Source organism: Shewanella sp. 1CM18E (assembly GCF_023161665.1).
Lineage (GTDB): Bacteria > Pseudomonadota > Gammaproteobacteria > Enterobacterales > Shewanellaceae > Shewanella.
The window spans coordinates 39,014-57,483 of sequence record NZ_JALNTW010000004.1 but is presented as its reverse complement, the minus strand read 5'-3'; the positions used below and the strand labels follow the sequence as shown (position 1 = coordinate 57,483).

The following is an 18,470-nucleotide window of genomic DNA, read 5'->3' as shown; positions in this document are numbered from 1 at the left end:
AAAGTCGTGAGCTTCCAGCTCACACCCGGGCAAGGAGGACTGCTCGTCCTTATCCTCCTTGCATCCACCATGACGCCCCTAACGAAGTTGTTGATCCTCAGTTATTTTCGACAATCGCTATCGCCTCATATTCGCCGTCCATGGCTCACCTAAGGCTATCTCGGCATCCATGCCTCGCTCACGCGATTGACTTCAATAACCTCGGCAACTCCGATGGGGAACAGGTGTTTTCTGTTAGCCTTTTATCAAATTAATATTCTTTTCTTTTATACACTTAATAGATAAAGTGTTGTGGTTTATTTATTTAAAATCACATAGGTTTCAGTGGATGGTTTCAAACCATAAAAGACATGACTTTTCTGATAAAACAAAACGCTTGCTGAGAGAGAATGTAGCAAGTTTATGCTCAAAACCAGACTGCAGAATTCTAACTGTTGCATCGAAAAGTGATGGGTTCTCGTCTTCAAATGTTGGGGTGGCAGCTCACATATGCGCGGCTGCACCAGGAGGGCCTCGCTACAAGTTGGAACAAACAGAAGCTGAAAGAAAACACTATGACAATGGTATTTGGCTTTGTAATACATGTTCTAAGCTTATTGATGTTGATGAAGCATCTTATTCGGAAGCTTTATTAAATAATTGGAAGAATCAAGCTCTTGTTTATGTGAGAGAGAATATTGGTAAAAAACTTCTTCCAGCAGAAGAAGTTGAGTCAAAGGCATTAATGAGCACTTTAGATTACGTATCTGGCAGGGGCTCTCTATACTCTAGCAGTACACCATCTAAGATGGTTGGCTTTATTGATGAACACCTCAATAATTTGGATAGTAGGTTTTCTGTTCAAACTAACGTTATTAATGGCTCTACATTTCGAAATATTACTGCTTTAACAAATGATGCTGGTTTTTCTATATCGATGAATCAAACGGATGGAGAAGCATTTAAAGCTAATCTTGAACTGATGAGAGAAACGGGGAAGCCTGTAAAGTTATCAGATGATAGCTTTAAGTTTACTGGCTCTAAATTGTTTGAGACGATTGGTAATGGCGAAGGTGTAAATAAAGAACTAATTATAGAGCCCAAATCTACGAAAATAATGGTCGACTTATATGCTATATCACCATCTAGCCAAATCTATTTAGGGAGCTTTAAAGGAAAGCAAATTTGTTTGAACGGTGGCCTTAAGTTTGAAGCGTATGCATTTAGTCAGTTGATTAAAATAACTTATTTTTACAATCTCACTGATGCTAATAACCCTAAAGCTACATGTAAGTTCATCATCAATACCTCTTTATGGAATGGAAAGAGCTTTAGACGGTTACCATTTTTTAGCAAGCTCCTAATGGCCAAAGATATTCTCCGAAATGGGGGAGAGCTAAGCCTTGGTTTGGAACTTGAGGAAGGTCAAGTTATTGGTCCTATGCTGATAGATGAAAGCCATTATTCCGAATTAAAGTTTTTCGAACGATTTGGTAACCTTATTCATATCATTGAGTGTTATATGAAAATTGCAGATAAATATAACCTTTCACCACCTGTTTATGGTGACTTTAATTTATCTGATGAGGATTTCAACAGTTTGTCTTATATATCGAGTTTACTTGAAGGTGAAGAGATTGTTTTAGGTGAAAATATAGAGCCTTTTGAGTTCAATACTAGTTTGACAGAGTATGAGAAATTTATGGAGAGTAGAAAAGCAGGCAGACCAAATCACTTGCGTATTTCTAACGTGGATTTTTTACCTGAAAACTTCGGGCTTGAATTGAAGTCACTGAAATTTGAACGTACCTATTTTGATATGGATATAGTTGCGACTGAGGGGGATGGAAGCGTGAAACTAAACTTTACTCCTAGTAGCAATTCAAAATCAGTTTCGACCTTGTCGTTCTCAGGTGATTAATTGCATATAATTAGTCATTTACAATGTAACTGACTTCTAGAAATGCAAATAAGGATAAAAAAGGTTTGGATAATACTGCTTTGCTAACTCGGTGTAGATACGGCCATGACGTCCATGACATGGACGTCATGGCCGAGCTTACAGGGATGTATTTATAGCGTGTCACGGCTGTGTCTGCACATGCGCTGACCGCAGGTCATTGGAACCCGTGTTGCCGAACGTTGCAACTGAGTATTACCATGGCGGTATAGCAACAGGTTCACTGAGAAGATGGGGTTAATCCCATTAACACCAACCTTTCACCATCCCCCAGATACTTTAAAAACAACTGCTGAATATCATTGGGCGCTGATGACACAGTGCTAAACCCATGTTGTGCGTAAAAACCTTCTAAATGCGCTAAGGCAAAAATATACGTCTTACCATCACAGAGAACTGATCCTAGTTCTCGCATCAAACGATGCCCCACACCTTGGCCGCGAAAATCTGGGTGCACTAACATGCCGGTTAAAATGGCTAACTGACCAATAGGTCGAATACGGGCACTAGCGACTATGTTGGAAGAAGTGATTTCGCCAACACTATCTATTTCGTCAACACTATCAAGGTTAGGGTCAGCTTGCGTTAATACACAGACAGACTCTTTCTGCAACAAGCGTGCATAAGGCATGTGCTGGCGGTAGAACTTCTTCACCTCTATACGCTCGTCAGGCGCTAACCAAGTTAATTGCAGCTTTGTATTTATTGCAGTTGTCATAAACAAAATGGTTGTGAGTCTATTTCTGAAAGTTAAATTGTCGCATTAAAGTCGGTTTTCTACTATCAATGGCGTATTAGTATAGCCTGCTCTAGTTCATTAATTACTTTGGTGGCAGGGATAGTGTTTTGTAACTTAGTGTAGATGCGGCCGTGACCGTCCATGACATGGACGTCATGGCCGAGCTTACAGGGATGTATTTATAGCGTGTCACGGCAGTATCTGCACATACGCCGACCGCAGGTCATTGGAACCACTGTAGATAAAATGAGCACTTAGTTTCATGTGCCTAACTAAGTTAGAAATCTTGCATTTCTTAATGTCTGCAATAGACATAAAAAAACCGCCAAGTGGCGGTTTTTATTAGCGTTGAACCAGCAACGCTAAATTAATCGATAACGATTATAGACCTGCGTCAGCGCGTAGTGCGTCAACTTTGTCTGTTGCTTCCCATGGGAACTCGTTACGACCAAAGTGACCGTACGCTGCAGTCGCTTGGTAGATTGGACGAGCTAGGTTCAACATTTCTGTTAGACCATATGGGCGTAGGTCGAAGTGACGACGTACTAGATCGATTAGTAGCTCTTCAGCAACTTTAGCAGTACCGAATGTTTCGATGCTGATTGATGTTGGCTCTGCAACACCAATTGCGTAAGACACTTGGATCTCACAACGGTCAGCTAGACCTGCTGCAACGATGTTTTTAGCAACGTAACGTGCTGCGTATGCTGCACTACGGTCAACTTTTGATGGGTCTTTACCAGAGAAAGCACCACCACCGTGACGAGCCATACCACCGTATGTATCAACGATGATCTTACGACCAGTTAGACCACAGTCACCTACTGGACCACCGATAACGAAACGGCCAGTTGGGTTGATGAAGTATTTAGTGTCTTTAGATAACCACTTAGCCGGTAATACAGGCTTGATGATGGTTTCCATTACACCTTCAATTAGGTCTGCTTGTGTTACATCTTCGCTGTGCTGCGTAGATAGAACAACTGCATCGATACCAGCAACGCTACCGTCACTGTTATAAGCAAAAGTCACCTGACTTTTCGCATCTGGACGTAACCAAGGCAAAGTCTTGTCTTTACGTACTTCAGACTGACGCTTTACTAGCATGTGCGAGTAAGTGATAGGTGCAGGCATGTAAACATCAGTTTCGTTGTTTGCATAACCAAACATTAGACCTTGGTCACCAGCGCCTTGCTCTTTAGGGTCAGCACGGTCAACACCTTGGTTGATGTCTGGAGACTGCTTACCAATCACGTTTAAGATTGCACAAGAGTCTGCATCAAAACCCATATCTGAATGAGTGTAGCCGATGTCACGTACAGTCTTACGGGTGATCTCTTCGATATCAACCCAAGCAGAAGTAGTAACTTCGCCGCCAACCATAACCATGCCAGTTTTGACATAAGTTTCGCATGCTACACGAGCTTTTGGATCTTGCTCCAAAATTGCGTCTAGTACCGCATCAGAAATCTGATCGGCGATTTTATCTGGATGACCTTCTGAGACCGACTCAGAGGTGAACAAGTGCTTTGCCATGATGGAAAATCTCGTCTTTAAACAATTCGAATGTGTAGAAGTATCTACATCTAGACGGCTATTCTAGTGTAAAACGGCGTTGATAACACCCCCTTCGCTAAATTTTGTGCGGTCTCTCGCGCTATTTATTTTATAGGTGCATCATGAATGTTATTTATGATTAGGCTTATCGTTATGTAACTTAAGGCTATTTTTGTACTTTACTTGGCAGTGTTCTGCATATAAAAAGATAAAAATTTACCCTTTATCGGTCAAATTTTACCTGCTCGTAGAGCGAGACATAAACTCTAGCACTAATATTTGCTTAGCTTTCATCGTACAAGCTTTATGCAAGCTTGTTATAAGTAGCAATATTTTTAATTGTTGGTGAATTAAATTTGCGTCCTACAGCCTAGTAGGCGAAAATATGGCTCCCTAATTTGTGTGTGAACGGCAGAGTGGCTTTAAAGTTACCGCCTTTCACTCAATCTAAGCCTCAAAACCTCAAAAACAAGCAGGAGAGAGCATGTCATCTCGTAAAGAACTCGCAAACGCAATCCGCGCATTGACCATGGATGCTGTTCAAAAAGCCAATTCAGGTCACCCAGGTGCACCAATGGGGATGGCTGATATTGCTGAAGTGCTATGGAATGATTTCCTAAAGCACAACCCTAACAACCCTGAGTGGGTTGATCGTGACCGCTTTATTCTTTCTAACGGTCATGGCTCTATGCTTATTTACTCTTTGCTACACCTTACTGGTTACGCATTGCCTATCGAAGAGTTGAAAAACTTCCGTCAGCTTCATTCTAAAACACCAGGTCACCCAGAATACGGTTACACACCAGGTGTTGAAACTACCACTGGTCCATTAGGTGCAGGTATCAGTAACGCTGTAGGTATGGCGATTGCTGAGAAGACATTGGCTGCACAGTTTAACCAGCCAGGTCACGACATTGTTGATCACTTCACTTACTGCTTCCTAGGCGATGGCTGTTTGATGGAAGGTATCTCTCACGAAGCATGTTCACTAGCGGGCACGTTAGGTCTTGGTAAGCTAATTGCATTCTGGGATGACAACGGGATCTCTATCGACGGTCACGTAGAAGGTTGGTTCACTGATGATACACCTAAGCGTTTTGAGTCTTACGGTTGGCACGTAATTGCTAACGTAGACGGTCACGACAGCGACGCGATCCGCGCGGCTATTGAAGAGGCTAAGTCAGTCACTGACAAGCCAACAATGATCTGCTGCAAAACCACAATTGGTTTTGGTTCTCCAAACAAGTCTGGCAGCCACGACTGTCACGGCGCACCACTAGGTGACGAAGAAATCGCAGCGGCACGTGAATTCCTAGGTTGGAACCACGGCGCATTCGAAATCCCTGAAAACGTTTACGCGGGTTGGGATGCTAAAGAAGCGGGCGCTGCTAATGAAGCAAGCTGGAACGACAAGTTCGCTGCTTATGAAGCTGCATTCCCAGAATTGGCTGCTGAATACAAGCGCCGTGTAATCACTGGTGATTTACCAGCTGATTTTGAGGAAAAAGCGCAAGCTTTCATTCAAGAGTGCCAAGATAAAGCTGAAGGTATTGCTAGCCGTAAAGCTTCACAAAATGCCATTGGTGCATTTGGTGCCATCCTACCTGAAATGCTAGGTGGCTCTGCAGACCTTGCTGGTTCTAACCTAACGCTTTGGTCTGGCTCTAAAGGTATCCAAGACGATCCTGCTGGTAACTACATTTTCTACGGTGTACGTGAATTTGGTATGAGCGGTATCATGAATGGTGCATCACTTCACGGTGGTTTCATCAACTACGGCGCAACGTTCATGATGTTCATGGAATACGCACGTAACGCTGTTCGTATGTCGGCACTAATGGGCATCCAAAACATCTTCGTTTACACCCACGACTCTATCGGTCAAGGTGAAGATGGTCCAACTCACCAGCCAGTTGAGCAGCTTGCTAACCTACGTATGACACCAAACATGAACGTATGGCGTCCATGTGATGCGGCTGAAACAGCTGTATCTTGGAAGAATGCAATTGAGCGCCGCACAGCGCCAACATCGCTAATCTTCAGTCGTCAAAACCTGCCTGCACAAGCACGTACTGCTGAGCAATTAGCTAACGTTGCTAAAGGTGGTTATGTACTAAGTGATTGCGCTGGCACACCAGACCTAATCCTTATTGCTACTGGTTCTGAAGTACAGCTAGCACTTGATTCTGCTGCTGCACTGACTGAGCAAGGTCAAAAGGTACGTGTTGTTTCTATGCCGTCAACTAACGAGTTCGACAAGCAAGATGCAGCTTATAAAGAGTCGGTATTACCAAGCTCTGTGACTAAGCGTGTTGCGATTGAAGCGGCTCACGTAGACTTCTGGCACAAGTATGTTGGTTTTGGTGGTGCAGTTGTGGGTATGACTACCTTCGGCGAATCAGCTCCAGGCGGCGACTTGATGAAGCACTTCGGCTTTACTGTTGAGAACGTTGTTGCAACCGTTAACGGCTTATAATCCGTAAGCGTGTTAAAGCAAGGGATGCATTGGCGATTTAAGCAAGTTATGCAACTGGCTAACTTAGTTAATGCATCATGCAATTGCTCAATGATACAGAATATCTGTTTAAGTATGTTTAAACTTAAACTTTTATGATACAACGGCTTACCTATTTAGGTAGGCCGTTGTTGTATCAATAAATCAGCTGTTAAAGGGAAAATAAAGCTTACATGATCAGAGTCGCTATTAATGGCTACGGCCGCATTGGTCGGTCAATTCTTCGTGCAGTGTACGAATCTGCAAAACGCGATCGCATTCAGATTGTGGCGATTAACGAGTTGGCAAAACCAGAAGCGATGCTTCATTTAACCCAGTACGACACCACTCATGGTCGTTTTCATACTCAGGTAAAGCTCGAAGATCAACATATGGTCATCGGCGATGACGCCATTAAGCTGTTGCATGAGCCCAATCCTGAAAACCTGCCTTGGCAAGAGTTAGGGATTGATATTGTTTATGAGGCAACGGGTGTACTTAACAGCAGAGAAGAATGTGAGGCCCACTTAAAAGCTGGGGCTAAGCAGGTGCTAATTAGCCATCCATCATCCCATGATGTCGATGCCACCATAGTATATGGTGTGAATCACGAATTGCTCAAAGCTGAACATACGGTAGTGTCGAATGCCTCTTGCACCACTAACTGTATCGTGCCAGTGATTGATGTACTTGATAGACACTTTGAAGTAAAAAGTGGCGCTATCACTACAATCCATTCTGCAATGAATGACCAACAGGTTATTGATGCATACCATGATGATTTGCGCCGTACTCGCGCTGCAGGTCAGTCAATTATTCCAGTAGATACTAAACTTGCTCGCGGTATTGAGCGCATCTTGCCGCACATGAAAGACAAGTTTGAAGCAATCTCAGTACGGGTGCCTACCATTAACGTCACCGCAATCGACCTTTCCGTAACGCTGAATAAGCGCGTCGATATCGACACCGTTAACCGAGTACTTAAGCAAGCGACTGAAGGCTCGTTCCTTGGTGTTGTTGGCTTTACTAATGAGCCATTAGTATCGTGTGATTTTAACCATGACCCACGTTCAAGCATTGTTGATGGCACGCAGACCCGAGTTAGCGATGGCCATTTGGTTAAGCTACTGCTGTGGTGTGATAACGAGTGGGGGTTTGCTAACCGTATGCTCGACACCAGTTTAGAGATGATCCGCGCGGTACGTGAAGCGCAATAAGAGCAACCTATTTTAACGCTGACTGAGTCTAGCTAAGCCTGATTGAGTCCGCAGTTTAGCTGTTTGAAAAAGCTTTTACTTTAGAATTTAACTTTAATTTTTAACTTTAACTTAGATAGTAAGGAAGCATGAACATGGCGATTCTTAATATGAAAGATTTGGACCTTCAAGGTAAGCGCGTGCTTATTCGTGAAGATCTAAACGTACCAGTAAAAGACGGTGTGGTCACTAGTGATGCACGTCTGCGCGCATCATTACCGACTATTAAGCTTGCACTTGAAAAAGGTGCAGCTGTAATGGTTATGTCGCATCTTGGTCGCCCAACAGAAGGTGAATTCAACGCTGAGTTTTCAATGCAGCCAGTGGTTGATTACCTAACTAAAGCACTTGATTGCAATGTGCGCTTAGCGGCTGACTACCTTGACGGTATTGAAGTTGCCGTTGGCGAAGTGGTTGTTTTTGAAAACGTACGTTTTAACGTAGGTGAGAAGAAGAACGACGAAGCATTGGCTAAAAAGATGGCAGCACTGTGTGACGTATACGTAATGGATGCATTTGGCACGGCGCACCGCGCACAGGCATCTACTCACGGTGTTGGCCTGCACGCGCCTATCGCTTGTGCCGGCCCGCTACTTGCTGGTGAGCTAGAAGCTTTAGGTAAAGCACTTGATAACCCAGCGCGCCCAATGGTAGCAATTGTTGGTGGTTCTAAAGTGTCAACTAAGCTAACAGTACTTGAAAGTCTTTCAACTAAAGTTGACCAACTTGTAGTGGGCGGAGGTATTGCTAACACTTTCGTTGCTGCAGCCGGTCATCAAGTAGGTAAGTCACTTTATGAAGCTGACCTGATTGAAGAAGCTAAGCGCCTAGTTGCAAACGCGCAAAGCCGCGGTGGTGACATTCCAGTACCAACAGACGTGGTTGTTGCAGGCGAGTTCAGCCCTACAGCGGCAGCAACGCTAAAAGATGTAAGCGCAGTATCTGACAGCGATATGATTTTTGATATCGGCCCTGACAGCGCTGAAGCACTTGCTGAAATCATCAAAAATGCCGGTACTGTTGTATGGAATGGCCCTGTAGGTGTATTTGAATTTGATCAATTCGGTGAAGGCACTAAGCGTATCGCTCAGGCGATTGCAGAATCAAATGCATTTTCTATTGCGGGTGGTGGCGACACATTAGCGGCAGTAGATAAATATGATATTGCTGATAAAGTGTCTTATATTTCAACAGGTGGCGGCGCATTCCTTGAGTTTTTAGAAGGCAAAGAGCTTCCAGCTGTAGCAATGCTTGAAAGTCGCGGTCAGTAATTATTAAACAATAAGCGCAAGCTTACAAAATAATTACCAAACTGTTTGTTGGTGGGCTTTAAATCGACATTTGTCGGGGTTACACTAGCCGCCAACAAAACAGTGATGATAAACGCGTATTACAGCGATAATAAAAGCCAATAAAAAGCTGTATATAGCGACTGTAAATAATACTCAAAATTAAAAGTAACCGCTTTAATGTTAGTCGGCTTAAAACTGACAATGTTAGAGCATAAAAATCCATCCAAACGATAGTGACCTTGGTGAGGCGACTCACCCTATTATTGGAGTAAAAAATGGCCTTAATTTCCCTACGTCAAATGTTAGATCACGCAGCAGAGCACGGATATGGTGTTCCTGCATTTAACGTGAACAACCTTGAGCAGATGCGCGCAATTATGCAAGCTGCTGAAGCAACAGATAGCCCTGTTATTGTTCAGGCGTCAGCTGGTGCACGTAAGTATGCACGTCCACAATTCCTTAAGTATCTAATGGCGGCTGCTCTTGAGCAGTATCCAGATATTCCTGTATGTATTCACCAAGACCACGGTACTGATCCTGATATTTGTCAGCGCTCTATCCAGCTTGGTATGTCTTCAGTAATGATGGACGGTTCTTTGATGGCAGATGGCAAAACACCTGCATCATACGAGTACAACGTTGACGTAACTCGCCGCACAGTAGCTTTTGCTCATGCTTGTGGTGTGTCTGTTGAAGGTGAAATCGGTTGTCTAGGTAGCCTAGAAACGGGTATGGCGGGTGAAGAAGACGGTGTTGGTGCAGAAGGCGTACTTAGCCATGACCAACTACTAACTACTCCAGAAGAAGCTGCACGCTTTGTTGCTGACACTCACGTTGATGCACTAGCTATTGCTATCGGTACTAGCCACGGCGCGTACAAGTTTAGCCGCAAGCCTACCGGTGACGTACTACGTATTGACCGTATTAAAGAGATCCACGCACGTATTCCTAACACCCACCTTGTAATGCATGGTTCGTCTTCAGTACCGCAAGAGTGGTTAGAGATCATCAACCAATACGGTGGTGCTATCCCTGAAACTTACGGCGTACCTTTAGAAGAGATCGTTGAAGGCATCAAGCACGGTGTGCGTAAAGTTAACATCGATACCGATCTACGTCTTGCATCAACAGGTGCGGTACGTAAGTTCCTAGCTGAAAACCCAGCTGAATTCGACCCACGTAAATTCCTTAAAGCGTCAATGGAAGCAATGGCTGACATCTGTACGACTCGTTACGAAGCGTTCGGTTGTGCGGGTATGGGTTCTAAGATCAAGCCGAAGTCACTACAAGCTATGTATAAAGCTTACCAGTCAGGCGAACTTGATCCACAAATCAAGTAAGTTTTACGGTTAATGGTCTTTGTGACCAGCAATAAAAATACCTGCCCAGTGCAGGTATTTTTTTGTCTGCAATTTGTTGAGTTAGCGTAGGCTGAAAGCAGCTTTGTTCTGATTACGAAATAGCTGCGATAGCGCCCTAATTTTTAGTATTAGCTAAGGCGGTGCATTTGTAAGCAAGGTTTTCAATTGTTGGTGTTAAATGTTAATATTGCGCGGATTTTTAGGGAACTAGGTAAACGGAGTACAACAAATATGAAAAAAATGCTTACAGCTATGGCAGTGGTAATGGCAGCTCCTTTTGCTGTGCACGCTGGTGCCGATTTTGTAGAAGGCGATAAGACTTTCGCAGGTGAAGCTGAACTGGGTGCTACATTAACCACTGGTAACACTGATACTTCTTCAGTTAAAGCGCGTTTGAAGATGATGCAGGAGCTAGGTAACTGGGAAAACGTTTACCTATTTGAAGGTCTATATAAAGAGGACACTGATGAAGTAACTGCAAAGCGTTACTACGGTGGTGTTCAAGGTGATTATAAGTTCGATGAGAAGAACTATATGTATATCACCGGTAACTATGAAGTTGACCCATTCACCGGTTACGATCATAAAGCTGTTGTTTCTACCGGTTACGGTCATAAGTTTATCGATAGCGGCGATATGTTCCTAAGTGCTGAAATTGGTCCTGGTTATATCTATAAAAAGCTGGATGACGAGCAGTCTGCATTGTTAGGCTACGATAGTGAAGACAGCGTCGTGGCTCACGGTGCGATGAACTTTACTTATGACATTAGTGATAGCTCGCGTTTTAGCCAGTTATTTGTTGCCGATTACGGTGATAGCTTTGAAGGCCGATCTGAAACTGCAATCACAGCCAATATCATTGGTGCGTTAGCAATGAAGTTTGCGGTTATCGTACGTTATAACGATTCTCCGCTAGATGATAAGAAAAGTACTGACACTGAAACTAACATGACACTGTTATACGCTTTTTAAAAATGTTAACAGTTGCTCAAGGGTAGCTGTTCATTTTTTGACAGTTTATGGTTAACTGTGAAGTTAAGTGGGTATAAGGCATCGATAAGATGCCTTTTTGTTTTGTACTTGATTGATTTTGGTTTGTCTGTTGTGTGTTTTTAAATCGCTATTTAACTTTGTTATTTCATCTGTATCAGGTTGTTTCGCTTAACTTTTTAATATTGATAACATTTATGTGCGAGAACTCACGAAAGTAGCATCAGCTTGGCTAAAGCAGCATTAAATCGCGGACTCAGGCTCAGAATAACAGTAAACTGTTGCTCAGTTATTTAGTTAGAGTTGTTAATGTGTATATAGGTCCATATCGATTCGACCTCGAGTTACGGGAGCTGATCCATACTCGATCCGAATCAGTTTCATCACTCAAATTATCCGACATCGAATATCTTGTGCTGCATCAACTTATGCAGGCTAGAGGTCAAGTTGTGTCTACAGAATCGATGTGCGACAAATTTCAGCCTAAAGTTGTTAGCTTTCAAGATATTGCTACAGCAGTAAATAACATTAAGCGCTTTTTAGGTAGAGAGCATTCTGCCTGGATTGAAAATGTCGCTAAGCAAGGCTACTTGCTACATGTTAAGGCCAAAGAAAGGCCAATGCTGACGTGTGCATTAAGCTCTATTTCAATAAAGAACTACGTTCTTTGCCTGATCTTAGGTGTTTTATTGATTATCTTCTTGGCAATGAACCTAAGAACCACCTCTGATATTAGCCTATCTATGCCCGATAAAGTGGCCATTAAAGGCACAAACTCAATCTTAGTGCCTATTTATGGTTTAGATGAAGACAAAGCTAAATATCATTCTCGAGTGAAAGAGTTAGCTTTAAAGATAGCTAATTGTGAGCAGGTAAAATGGCAGCGAATTTATGTTGCGCCGTCAAACGACGGTAACAAGCTAGAATTTGTAATGAATAACTTTGCCGATGACGGTAAGGCTTGTTTGAATCTAAAAGTTAAAAATGTCGGTGATGATTGGCACTTTATCGACGATGCCTGGCTAAAAGAGGCAGGTATTTGTGAATAAGTATATGAACAAAAATCCTTTTGTAGGTTTTAAGGCTACACCTATTTTAGCGACCTTAACGTTGATTTTTGCAATGTGCTTATTTCTAGACCACACAGTAGATGATGATAGAAACACCAGTTTGCACTGCGTTGCCAATGCTTACCAGGTAGGCAGCGGTTTTGGGGATAGCCAGCAGCTGAGAATAGAAAATAATGGCCGAGGTGTTAACGTATCAATGAGCTATTACCAAGGCGATAAGCTTACTAATAAGATTAGCGCAGTGGGTACGGTTGAAAAGATTAAAGCGCCAATTTTAACTTACTCAATTGACTTGTCCGCGGGTCAGTACGCTAAAGGGCTTCTACAACCTGAGCCGAATGAGTCACTGCAAGAGGCGATTCAATTAGCTCAATATATGGTTGCCGATAATGACAGTGAGCCGTTTTTGGTAAAAGTGCTAGAAATGAATAAAGCAGCAGGTATGGTGACGATTCAAATCGATCCCGGTAACAGCTTGTGGGCTTGTAAAATCAAATAAGCTCATACATCTGCTTAATCAAAGCCGTTGGGTCAATGGTGAACATTAGTCCAACGCGCTCGTTTTAAATCACTTGCGATAAAAGCTTTTTAGATAAAGTATTCAAGCGCGCAGTAAACTCAGCCATAATGTATAAGTCATCAAACGTTGAATTGAAACCTATCTTACTGAGATGAGTTAACTCATTGACCTCATTTCTTTTACTCAAATGAATAAGGTGTCTGTGTCTAAAGTCAGAATTAAGCAAGAAGAGTCACTGTCGATTAAGTTTCTGCATCAGATGGAAGCCGGCGATAATCGTAGGCTTGATCTGTATTTTTTCCTGCCCAAAGAGATGGGCATTAACCCACAAAGCCTCAATGAAGAAGAGTATTACCACTCATCAATTACTGGGCGTCGCTCCTATTATTCATCGGGCTTACACCTGCCTTTGGTGCAAAGCCGTTTCGCTAGCCAGAAAAAGCGCACAGTTGAAGAGTTTAGGCTGTACCTAAACCTGTTTGCCTACCAATTTGCAGTGGCCATTGAAACCGACTGTAAGGAACTTGGGCAAGTAGAAGACTTTGAGCAGTTTTACAGTTTGCTCGACGAGTTGAGCGAACAAGTTGTGCACCTGCTAAAACGTTTTAGGCGTAATGAGCCAAGTGATGAGAAGTGGAAGTCGTATTTTGAAAATGCCGATAATTATCTGTCTTGGTTTTGTGAGCAGCGCTTACTAAAACTGCTGGCTCATGCCCCGCGAACCAGTGATTTTAATGAGATAAACGACCGCGTGTTAAATCTGTGTCGAGCTGAGGCGCAGTATCGTAAAGAGCGTAATTACAACTCATCGCAAACGATTAAAGATCCTAACCGTATCGCTAATAAGATGTTGTTACTGCGTCGACTCATTCAGCAGGGGGTAGTACTTAAAGAGGATTTAAAAACCTTAGGCGTAGGACTTAAAAAGATGACCACAGGCATTGCTACCGCTATGGTGATGTTAGTGGTATCGGCACTGATTATTAAGGCTCAGGGCTTTTTCAGCGGCCTGACAATAGCATTGGTACTGACACTGGCGGTGATTTACGGCTTTCGTGAGATCTTTAAAGACGATATTCGCAACGCGCTGTGGCGTATCATTCAAAAGGGCCGTCCACGCTGGAGTAGGGCGTTAAGCGATACAACCAGCAAAAATATTATTGCTAGGCAACTTGTTTGGCTGGAGTTTATGCGCAAGAAGGAGTTGCCGAAAACGGTCGCTGAGATCTTAACTAAGCGCCATAGCCAGAATAAAGTAGACGCAGAGATCTTACATTACGGCATTCAGACTCGGGTATCGCAAAAGGATTTCTTGTCGGGTTACTCAACGATTCAAGAGCAGGTGAACTTTAGTTTTGTGCCTTTTGCTCGCAATTTAGAGCGCGGTAAAGATAAGATCTACAAAGAGCACGACGGCAAGATAAGTAATGAGTCGGTAGAGCGCCGTTACCAAGTCAACTTAGTGCTGGTGCTTAAAGAGGGCAAACAAGCGCAGCAATATGCTCGTTATAAAATCACCATGAACCGCTCAGCGATTATTGAGATCACTGAGAGTGACTTACCTTCAGGTGTTGAAAACATGGAAGAAGCACCGTTTAAAGATGAGCTAACAGATAACCTCAAAGATAAACGGGAAGACAAGGTAAAGGATAAGGCAAAACACTAGATCCAAGATAAAAGCCCGTTAGCGGATTAATGGTTTTTGTTTATAAAAAAGCCCTTTAATACCAATCAGTATAAGAATTTGATCTACTCAGAGCGGCTTTTGGCAAACTAATTCAAGACGAATAGCTGCAATAATGGTTATTCCCTTATAAAGCTATTCAACGCAGAAGTAGGCAGCCAAAAGCGCTCCAGAATGGCGAGTTTTAGCGATTCTGATGCTGTGTTAACGAGCTTGAACGTAGAGCAACTATGCTCTTCACTCGTTGCCTTGCCTCAAAACCGCTAAACTCTCGCTGAGTGACTAAATGTTTATACTGATTGGTATAAGTTAAAGGGCTTAACTGCTGGTTTTAGGCTGTTTTTAATCGCAAGGGATTAGCCGCAATTAGCTATCAAAACGGGTAAAGGCTTGGCAGATATTTTGATCACCGGTTTGCTTTGCACGTTTTAGTGCAACTCCCGCATTGGCGATTAGCTGCTCTAAAGTTTGCCCCGCTTGATACGAAGCAATACCTATACAAATCCCGTCACCTAAGCCATTATCATTGAGTTTATTTAGGCTCTCTAGGGCAAAGTAGTGCGCTTGATCTGAATTAGTATCTGGCAACACCACAATCAATTTACCCAGCTGCCAATGAGACATTTGATAGCGGTGTGGTAAATCGCGCAGTAGGTGAATTTCGACTTCCTTTTGGCGCGATTCAAGCTGACCTAAATCACTCATATGGCTAAGCATTCCATCGGCACTAATATCTATCATTAGCAAGCTAGAGAAGTCTTTGCACTTTTGCGTTAGGTTAGTGAAATAACGCTCTAAGTCATCTTTGTGATTAAAGATGGTGCTGCGCTTTGGCACTAAGCTGCCATTTTCTCTGGCGAATGCTCTTTGCTCTGCTAGCTCAAAACTGCAGTGAATGTATTCCAGTTCACCTGAGCTATCCAAGTGGCCTTTTAGTGTTGCTTGTAAGAATTGATCTGGCGCGTGACTAAGTACAACAAATACCTGTCCTTTCCAACAGCCTTGAATTTGCAGTTGCTGTGAAATTTGTGGCCATTGCTGACTAAACTCATCACTCAATAAAGTGCTGACATTAAGCGTGGTGCTATCTTCAATCTGTAAAAGTTGGTTAAAGGCGTCGTTTGCTTTTAGCACAAGGCCTTTGGCGTCAGTTAACACGCTGGCCATTGGTACGTCATTCAATAAGCGGCACAGAGTCGCTTGCTGCTGAACTTGCTTGAGCTCGCTAATATCTTCAAAGGTGACCAGCATGTAACTGCGTTTATTGTCGGCACCAATTTCGGTGCGACTGTGAATAGCTAGCCACTTATAGCTATCAGGATCGATAAGTAGCTCGCCACGCCATTCTTTTTTAGTTTGCATCTGATCTAAGAATTGGCTGTATTCATCTTCATCCATTTTCAAAATTCGCTGCAAACTGCGATCTGATAGCTCGTCAATGGGCTGATGAAGTAGCTTTGATACTGTGTTGTTGGCAATAACGACTCGGCCACTATCGCTGGCGATGATACAGCCTTTATCTGAGTCGAATAAGCGGTTGGTCATATAAATACTAAACTCACGAGAGCGCTGCACTAAGCGATATAAGTGAGTTAAAAAGATAACAATAGCGGCAAGCAAGGTTAGCGTTGATGCACCTAAGATAAGAATGTTGCGCCATTGCGAGAACTTGGCTGCAATTTCATCATTCTTAATATAAGACACCAAGAAGTACTCTCGACGTGTTTCATATTGAGTGGTTAGCTCAACTTTTAGATAAACAAAACTGGCGGCGTCGCCATGGAATTGACCGAAATTGCTCATGGCCATTTTGCGCCATAATGCTGGGTAGGATTGCTTTAAACTGCCCCCCATGGTTTCAGGTAAACGGCCCACACTGCTACTAGATTGTGCACCGGCATACAGTAAACCTTGAGTATCAAGCATCATTAGTGGCGCTTGCTCACTAGAATAGGCTGGCTTAATGTTTCTTAGCATTTTTGCCATCGAGTTATAGGTAACAAGATAGCCACGAACGCTTTGGTCTGGATTTTCTAGCCAAGCAAATTGGTACAGATAAGGCTCAAGCTGGCCATTGATTGGCGTGAACTCAAGCGGGGAGGTATAAATCTCATTACCGCCCATATTACGGGCGCTACCTAATAAAGCTGATGGCAAACTCTCTTTACCAAAGTCATTGCTACTGGCAAACCTGTGTTGACCTTGAGGATCGTAAAGGGCGATACCTAATAACTCAGGCACGTTATTAACTAAGGTATCCCAATTATTGAGCAGCTTTTTTTGGTTTTCAGCGGATGGCAGGGCTAAATATTGTTTTAATAATTCAGACTTAGCAAACATTTGGGTTCTGAATTGCTGAAAAGTCACCTTGTCAGAGATTAATGCGCCCACAGCTTGCAGCTCACTATATCGCTGAGTTGCCCAGTCTTCTTGCAAACGTCTTTCACCTAAGGTGATGATGATATTAGTCAGAATGATCACTGTCACTAGTAGCATACAAAGCTGACTGGCGATGGCTAAAATTCGCGGCTGAGACCAATGGATCCCTTGAGCACTGATTAATAATGGTAGTTTGCGGCTTAGCATGTATCGATTTTTATTACGGTTATTATGCGCAATATACTAACACGAATTGTCGGCCTAACCAGTTTTATAAGCTTTATACCTATTAGTATAAGTAGTTGTTCTACTCAGAGCGTTTTTGGCAAACTAATTCAAGGCGAGTAACTGCAAGAATGGTTGCTCCCTTATAAAGTTATTCAACGCAGAAGTAGGCAGCCAAAACCGCTCCAGAATGGCGAGTTTTAGCGACTCTAGTTCTGTGATTATGAATGAACAAGAGTAGGCTCTTAATGGCCTTGTCTCAGTGCTACTAAACTCTCGCTGAGCGACCAAATCTTTATATTAATAGGTTATAGTCTATTAATTCGATTAGCTTAACTAGCCGACAATATCCAGCTCTCGTTGCTTAAACACAGCGCCTCTAGATTCGACGATTTGCCGGCAAGCGTTAATATCCACTCCAGCAAGACCGTTAATGGCTGATACTTGCACATCGTTTATATATTCAGGCGCCAGCTTGATAAAGTCTAATAAGGCTTCATAAGAGCCTGCGAGCTTAGGGCGGCAATGCTGCAAATAACTTATCTCTGTATCGGCATTAAGTGAAATGGATAAGCTATCTACGCAGTTGGCTAATTCTGGTAAAATATTGCGCCTATGGAATAAGTTACCTAAACCATCGGTATTGACCCGCACCTTGCCGGCCCGATTTTTAATTTCGCTGGCAACAGTAAGCAAGGTTGCCAAGTTCAGCGTAGGCTCGCCGTAGCCACAAAATACATATTCATCAAACTGGCTAACATCACCGAGCTGGCTAATGAGTTCATCTGCTTTTGGTTGACGATTTAGATCTAGTTGGTACTCATGCACCTGTTTACTGCCATTGTGTTTAGGACAAAACTGGCATTGCAAAGTACAGCGCCCAGTAATATTGAGGTAACGGCTATTGCGAATATCGTAAACAAGAGTGGGTTGTTGAGCTTCCATGGGGGACCTATCTAAAAAC

General features: G+C 43.0%; 13 protein-coding genes. 9 read left to right on the top strand and 4 right to left on the bottom strand.

Translation table 11 applies throughout. The features are described 5' to 3' along the window. Positions 1-328 precede the first annotated feature (328 nt). Positions 329-1,900: a hypothetical protein gene (locus MSG37_RS07570; RefSeq protein ID WP_248469971.1), complete on the top strand. Its 1,572-nt coding sequence runs from the start codon at positions 329-331 to the stop codon at positions 1,898-1,900. A gap of 259 nt (positions 1,901-2,159) precedes the next feature. On the opposite strand, the gene MSG37_RS07565 is transcribed toward MSG37_RS07570, so the two are convergent. Both MSG37_RS07565 and metK read right to left on the bottom strand, forming a co-directional pair. After that, on the bottom strand, positions 2,160-2,657 hold the full coding sequence (locus tag MSG37_RS07565) for a GNAT family N-acetyltransferase (protein ID WP_248469970.1): 498 nt from the start codon (positions 2,655-2,657) through the stop codon (positions 2,160-2,162). Positions 2,658-3,059: 402 nt separating this feature from the next. Beyond that, on the bottom strand, positions 3,060-4,214 hold the full coding sequence (gene metK / locus MSG37_RS07560; RefSeq protein WP_248469969.1) for a methionine adenosyltransferase: 1,155 nt from the start codon (positions 4,212-4,214) through the stop codon (positions 3,060-3,062). A gap of 505 nt (positions 4,215-4,719) precedes the next feature. On the opposite strand from metK, the gene tkt reads away from it, so the two are divergent. From tkt to MSG37_RS07520, 8 genes are all read left to right on the top strand, one after another. Beyond that, positions 4,720-6,711 carry a transketolase gene (gene tkt, locus MSG37_RS07555; protein ID WP_248469968.1) on the top strand — a complete coding sequence of 664 codons (1,992 nt, stop codon included), beginning with the start codon at positions 4,720-4,722 and terminating at the stop codon, positions 6,709-6,711. A 212-nt stretch (positions 6,712-6,923) separates the two neighbouring features. Continuing rightward, complete coding sequence (epd, locus tag MSG37_RS07550; protein WP_248469967.1) at positions 6,924-7,946, top strand: erythrose-4-phosphate dehydrogenase; 1,023 nt, start codon at positions 6,924-6,926, stop codon at positions 7,944-7,946. A gap of 134 nt (positions 7,947-8,080) precedes the next feature. Further along, positions 8,081-9,256, top strand: coding sequence for a phosphoglycerate kinase (locus tag MSG37_RS07545; RefSeq protein ID WP_248469966.1), 1,176 nt, complete (start codon positions 8,081-8,083; stop codon positions 9,254-9,256). Between the two features lie 296 nt (positions 9,257-9,552). Next, positions 9,553-10,617, top strand: coding sequence for a class II fructose-bisphosphate aldolase (gene fba / locus MSG37_RS07540; protein ID WP_028765784.1), 1,065 nt, complete (start codon positions 9,553-9,555; stop codon positions 10,615-10,617). A gap of 252 nt (positions 10,618-10,869) precedes the next feature. After that, on the top strand, positions 10,870-11,610 hold the full coding sequence (locus tag MSG37_RS07535; protein ID WP_248469965.1) for a DUF481 domain-containing protein: 741 nt from the start codon (positions 10,870-10,872) through the stop codon (positions 11,608-11,610). A 329-nt stretch (positions 11,611-11,939) separates the two neighbouring features. Continuing rightward, positions 11,940-12,677 carry a winged helix-turn-helix domain-containing protein gene (locus MSG37_RS07530; RefSeq protein WP_248469964.1) on the top strand — a complete coding sequence of 246 codons (738 nt, stop codon included), beginning with the start codon at positions 11,940-11,942 and terminating at the stop codon, positions 12,675-12,677. Between the two features lie 4 nt (positions 12,678-12,681). Then, positions 12,682-13,197 (top strand): hypothetical protein, encoded by a 516-nt coding sequence (locus MSG37_RS07525; RefSeq protein WP_248469963.1) that lies wholly within the window; start codon positions 12,682-12,684, stop codon positions 13,195-13,197. Positions 13,198-13,420: 223 nt separating this feature from the next. Next, positions 13,421-14,884: a hypothetical protein gene (locus MSG37_RS07520; RefSeq protein ID WP_248469962.1), complete on the top strand. Its 1,464-nt coding sequence runs from the start codon at positions 13,421-13,423 to the stop codon at positions 14,882-14,884. Between the two features lie 384 nt (positions 14,885-15,268). On the opposite strand, the gene MSG37_RS07515 is transcribed toward MSG37_RS07520, so the two are convergent. Together MSG37_RS07515 and MSG37_RS07510 are read right to left on the bottom strand one after the other, a co-directional pair. Then, positions 15,269-17,488, bottom strand: a complete 2,220-nt coding sequence (locus tag MSG37_RS07515; protein ID WP_248469961.1) for a PAS domain-containing protein — start codon at positions 17,486-17,488, stop codon at positions 15,269-15,271. A gap of 354 nt (positions 17,489-17,842) precedes the next feature. Next, positions 17,843-18,451, bottom strand: a complete 609-nt coding sequence (locus MSG37_RS07510) for a TatD family nuclease-associated radical SAM protein (RefSeq protein WP_248469960.1) — start codon at positions 18,449-18,451, stop codon at positions 17,843-17,845. Between the last annotated feature and the right edge of the window lie 19 nt (positions 18,452-18,470).

Bases quoted from the DNA above. Each gene is read 5' to 3' on its own strand.
- MSG37_RS07570 (WP_248469971.1), top strand. From the start codon at position 329: ATGGTTTCAAACCATAAAAGACATGACTTTTCTGATAAAACAAAACGC.
- MSG37_RS07565 (WP_248469970.1), bottom strand. From the start codon at position 2,657: ATGACAACTGCAATAAATACAAAGCTGCAATTAACTTGGTTAGCGCCT.
- metK (WP_248469969.1), bottom strand. From the start codon at position 4,214: ATGGCAAAGCACTTGTTCACCTCTGAGTCGGTCTCAGAAGGTCATCCA.
- tkt (WP_248469968.1), top strand. From the start codon at position 4,720: ATGTCATCTCGTAAAGAACTCGCAAACGCAATCCGCGCATTGACCATG.
- epd (WP_248469967.1), top strand. From the start codon at position 6,924: ATGATCAGAGTCGCTATTAATGGCTACGGCCGCATTGGTCGGTCAATT.
- MSG37_RS07545 (WP_248469966.1), top strand. From the start codon at position 8,081: ATGGCGATTCTTAATATGAAAGATTTGGACCTTCAAGGTAAGCGCGTG.
- fba (WP_028765784.1), top strand. From the start codon at position 9,553: ATGGCCTTAATTTCCCTACGTCAAATGTTAGATCACGCAGCAGAGCAC.
- MSG37_RS07535 (WP_248469965.1), top strand. From the start codon at position 10,870: ATGAAAAAAATGCTTACAGCTATGGCAGTGGTAATGGCAGCTCCTTTT.
- MSG37_RS07525 (WP_248469963.1), top strand. From the start codon at position 12,682: ATGAACAAAAATCCTTTTGTAGGTTTTAAGGCTACACCTATTTTAGCG.
- MSG37_RS07515 (WP_248469961.1), bottom strand. From the start codon at position 17,488: ATGCTAAGCCGCAAACTACCATTATTAATCAGTGCTCAAGGGATCCAT.
- MSG37_RS07510 (WP_248469960.1), bottom strand. From the start codon at position 18,451: ATGGAAGCTCAACAACCCACTCTTGTTTACGATATTCGCAATAGCCGT.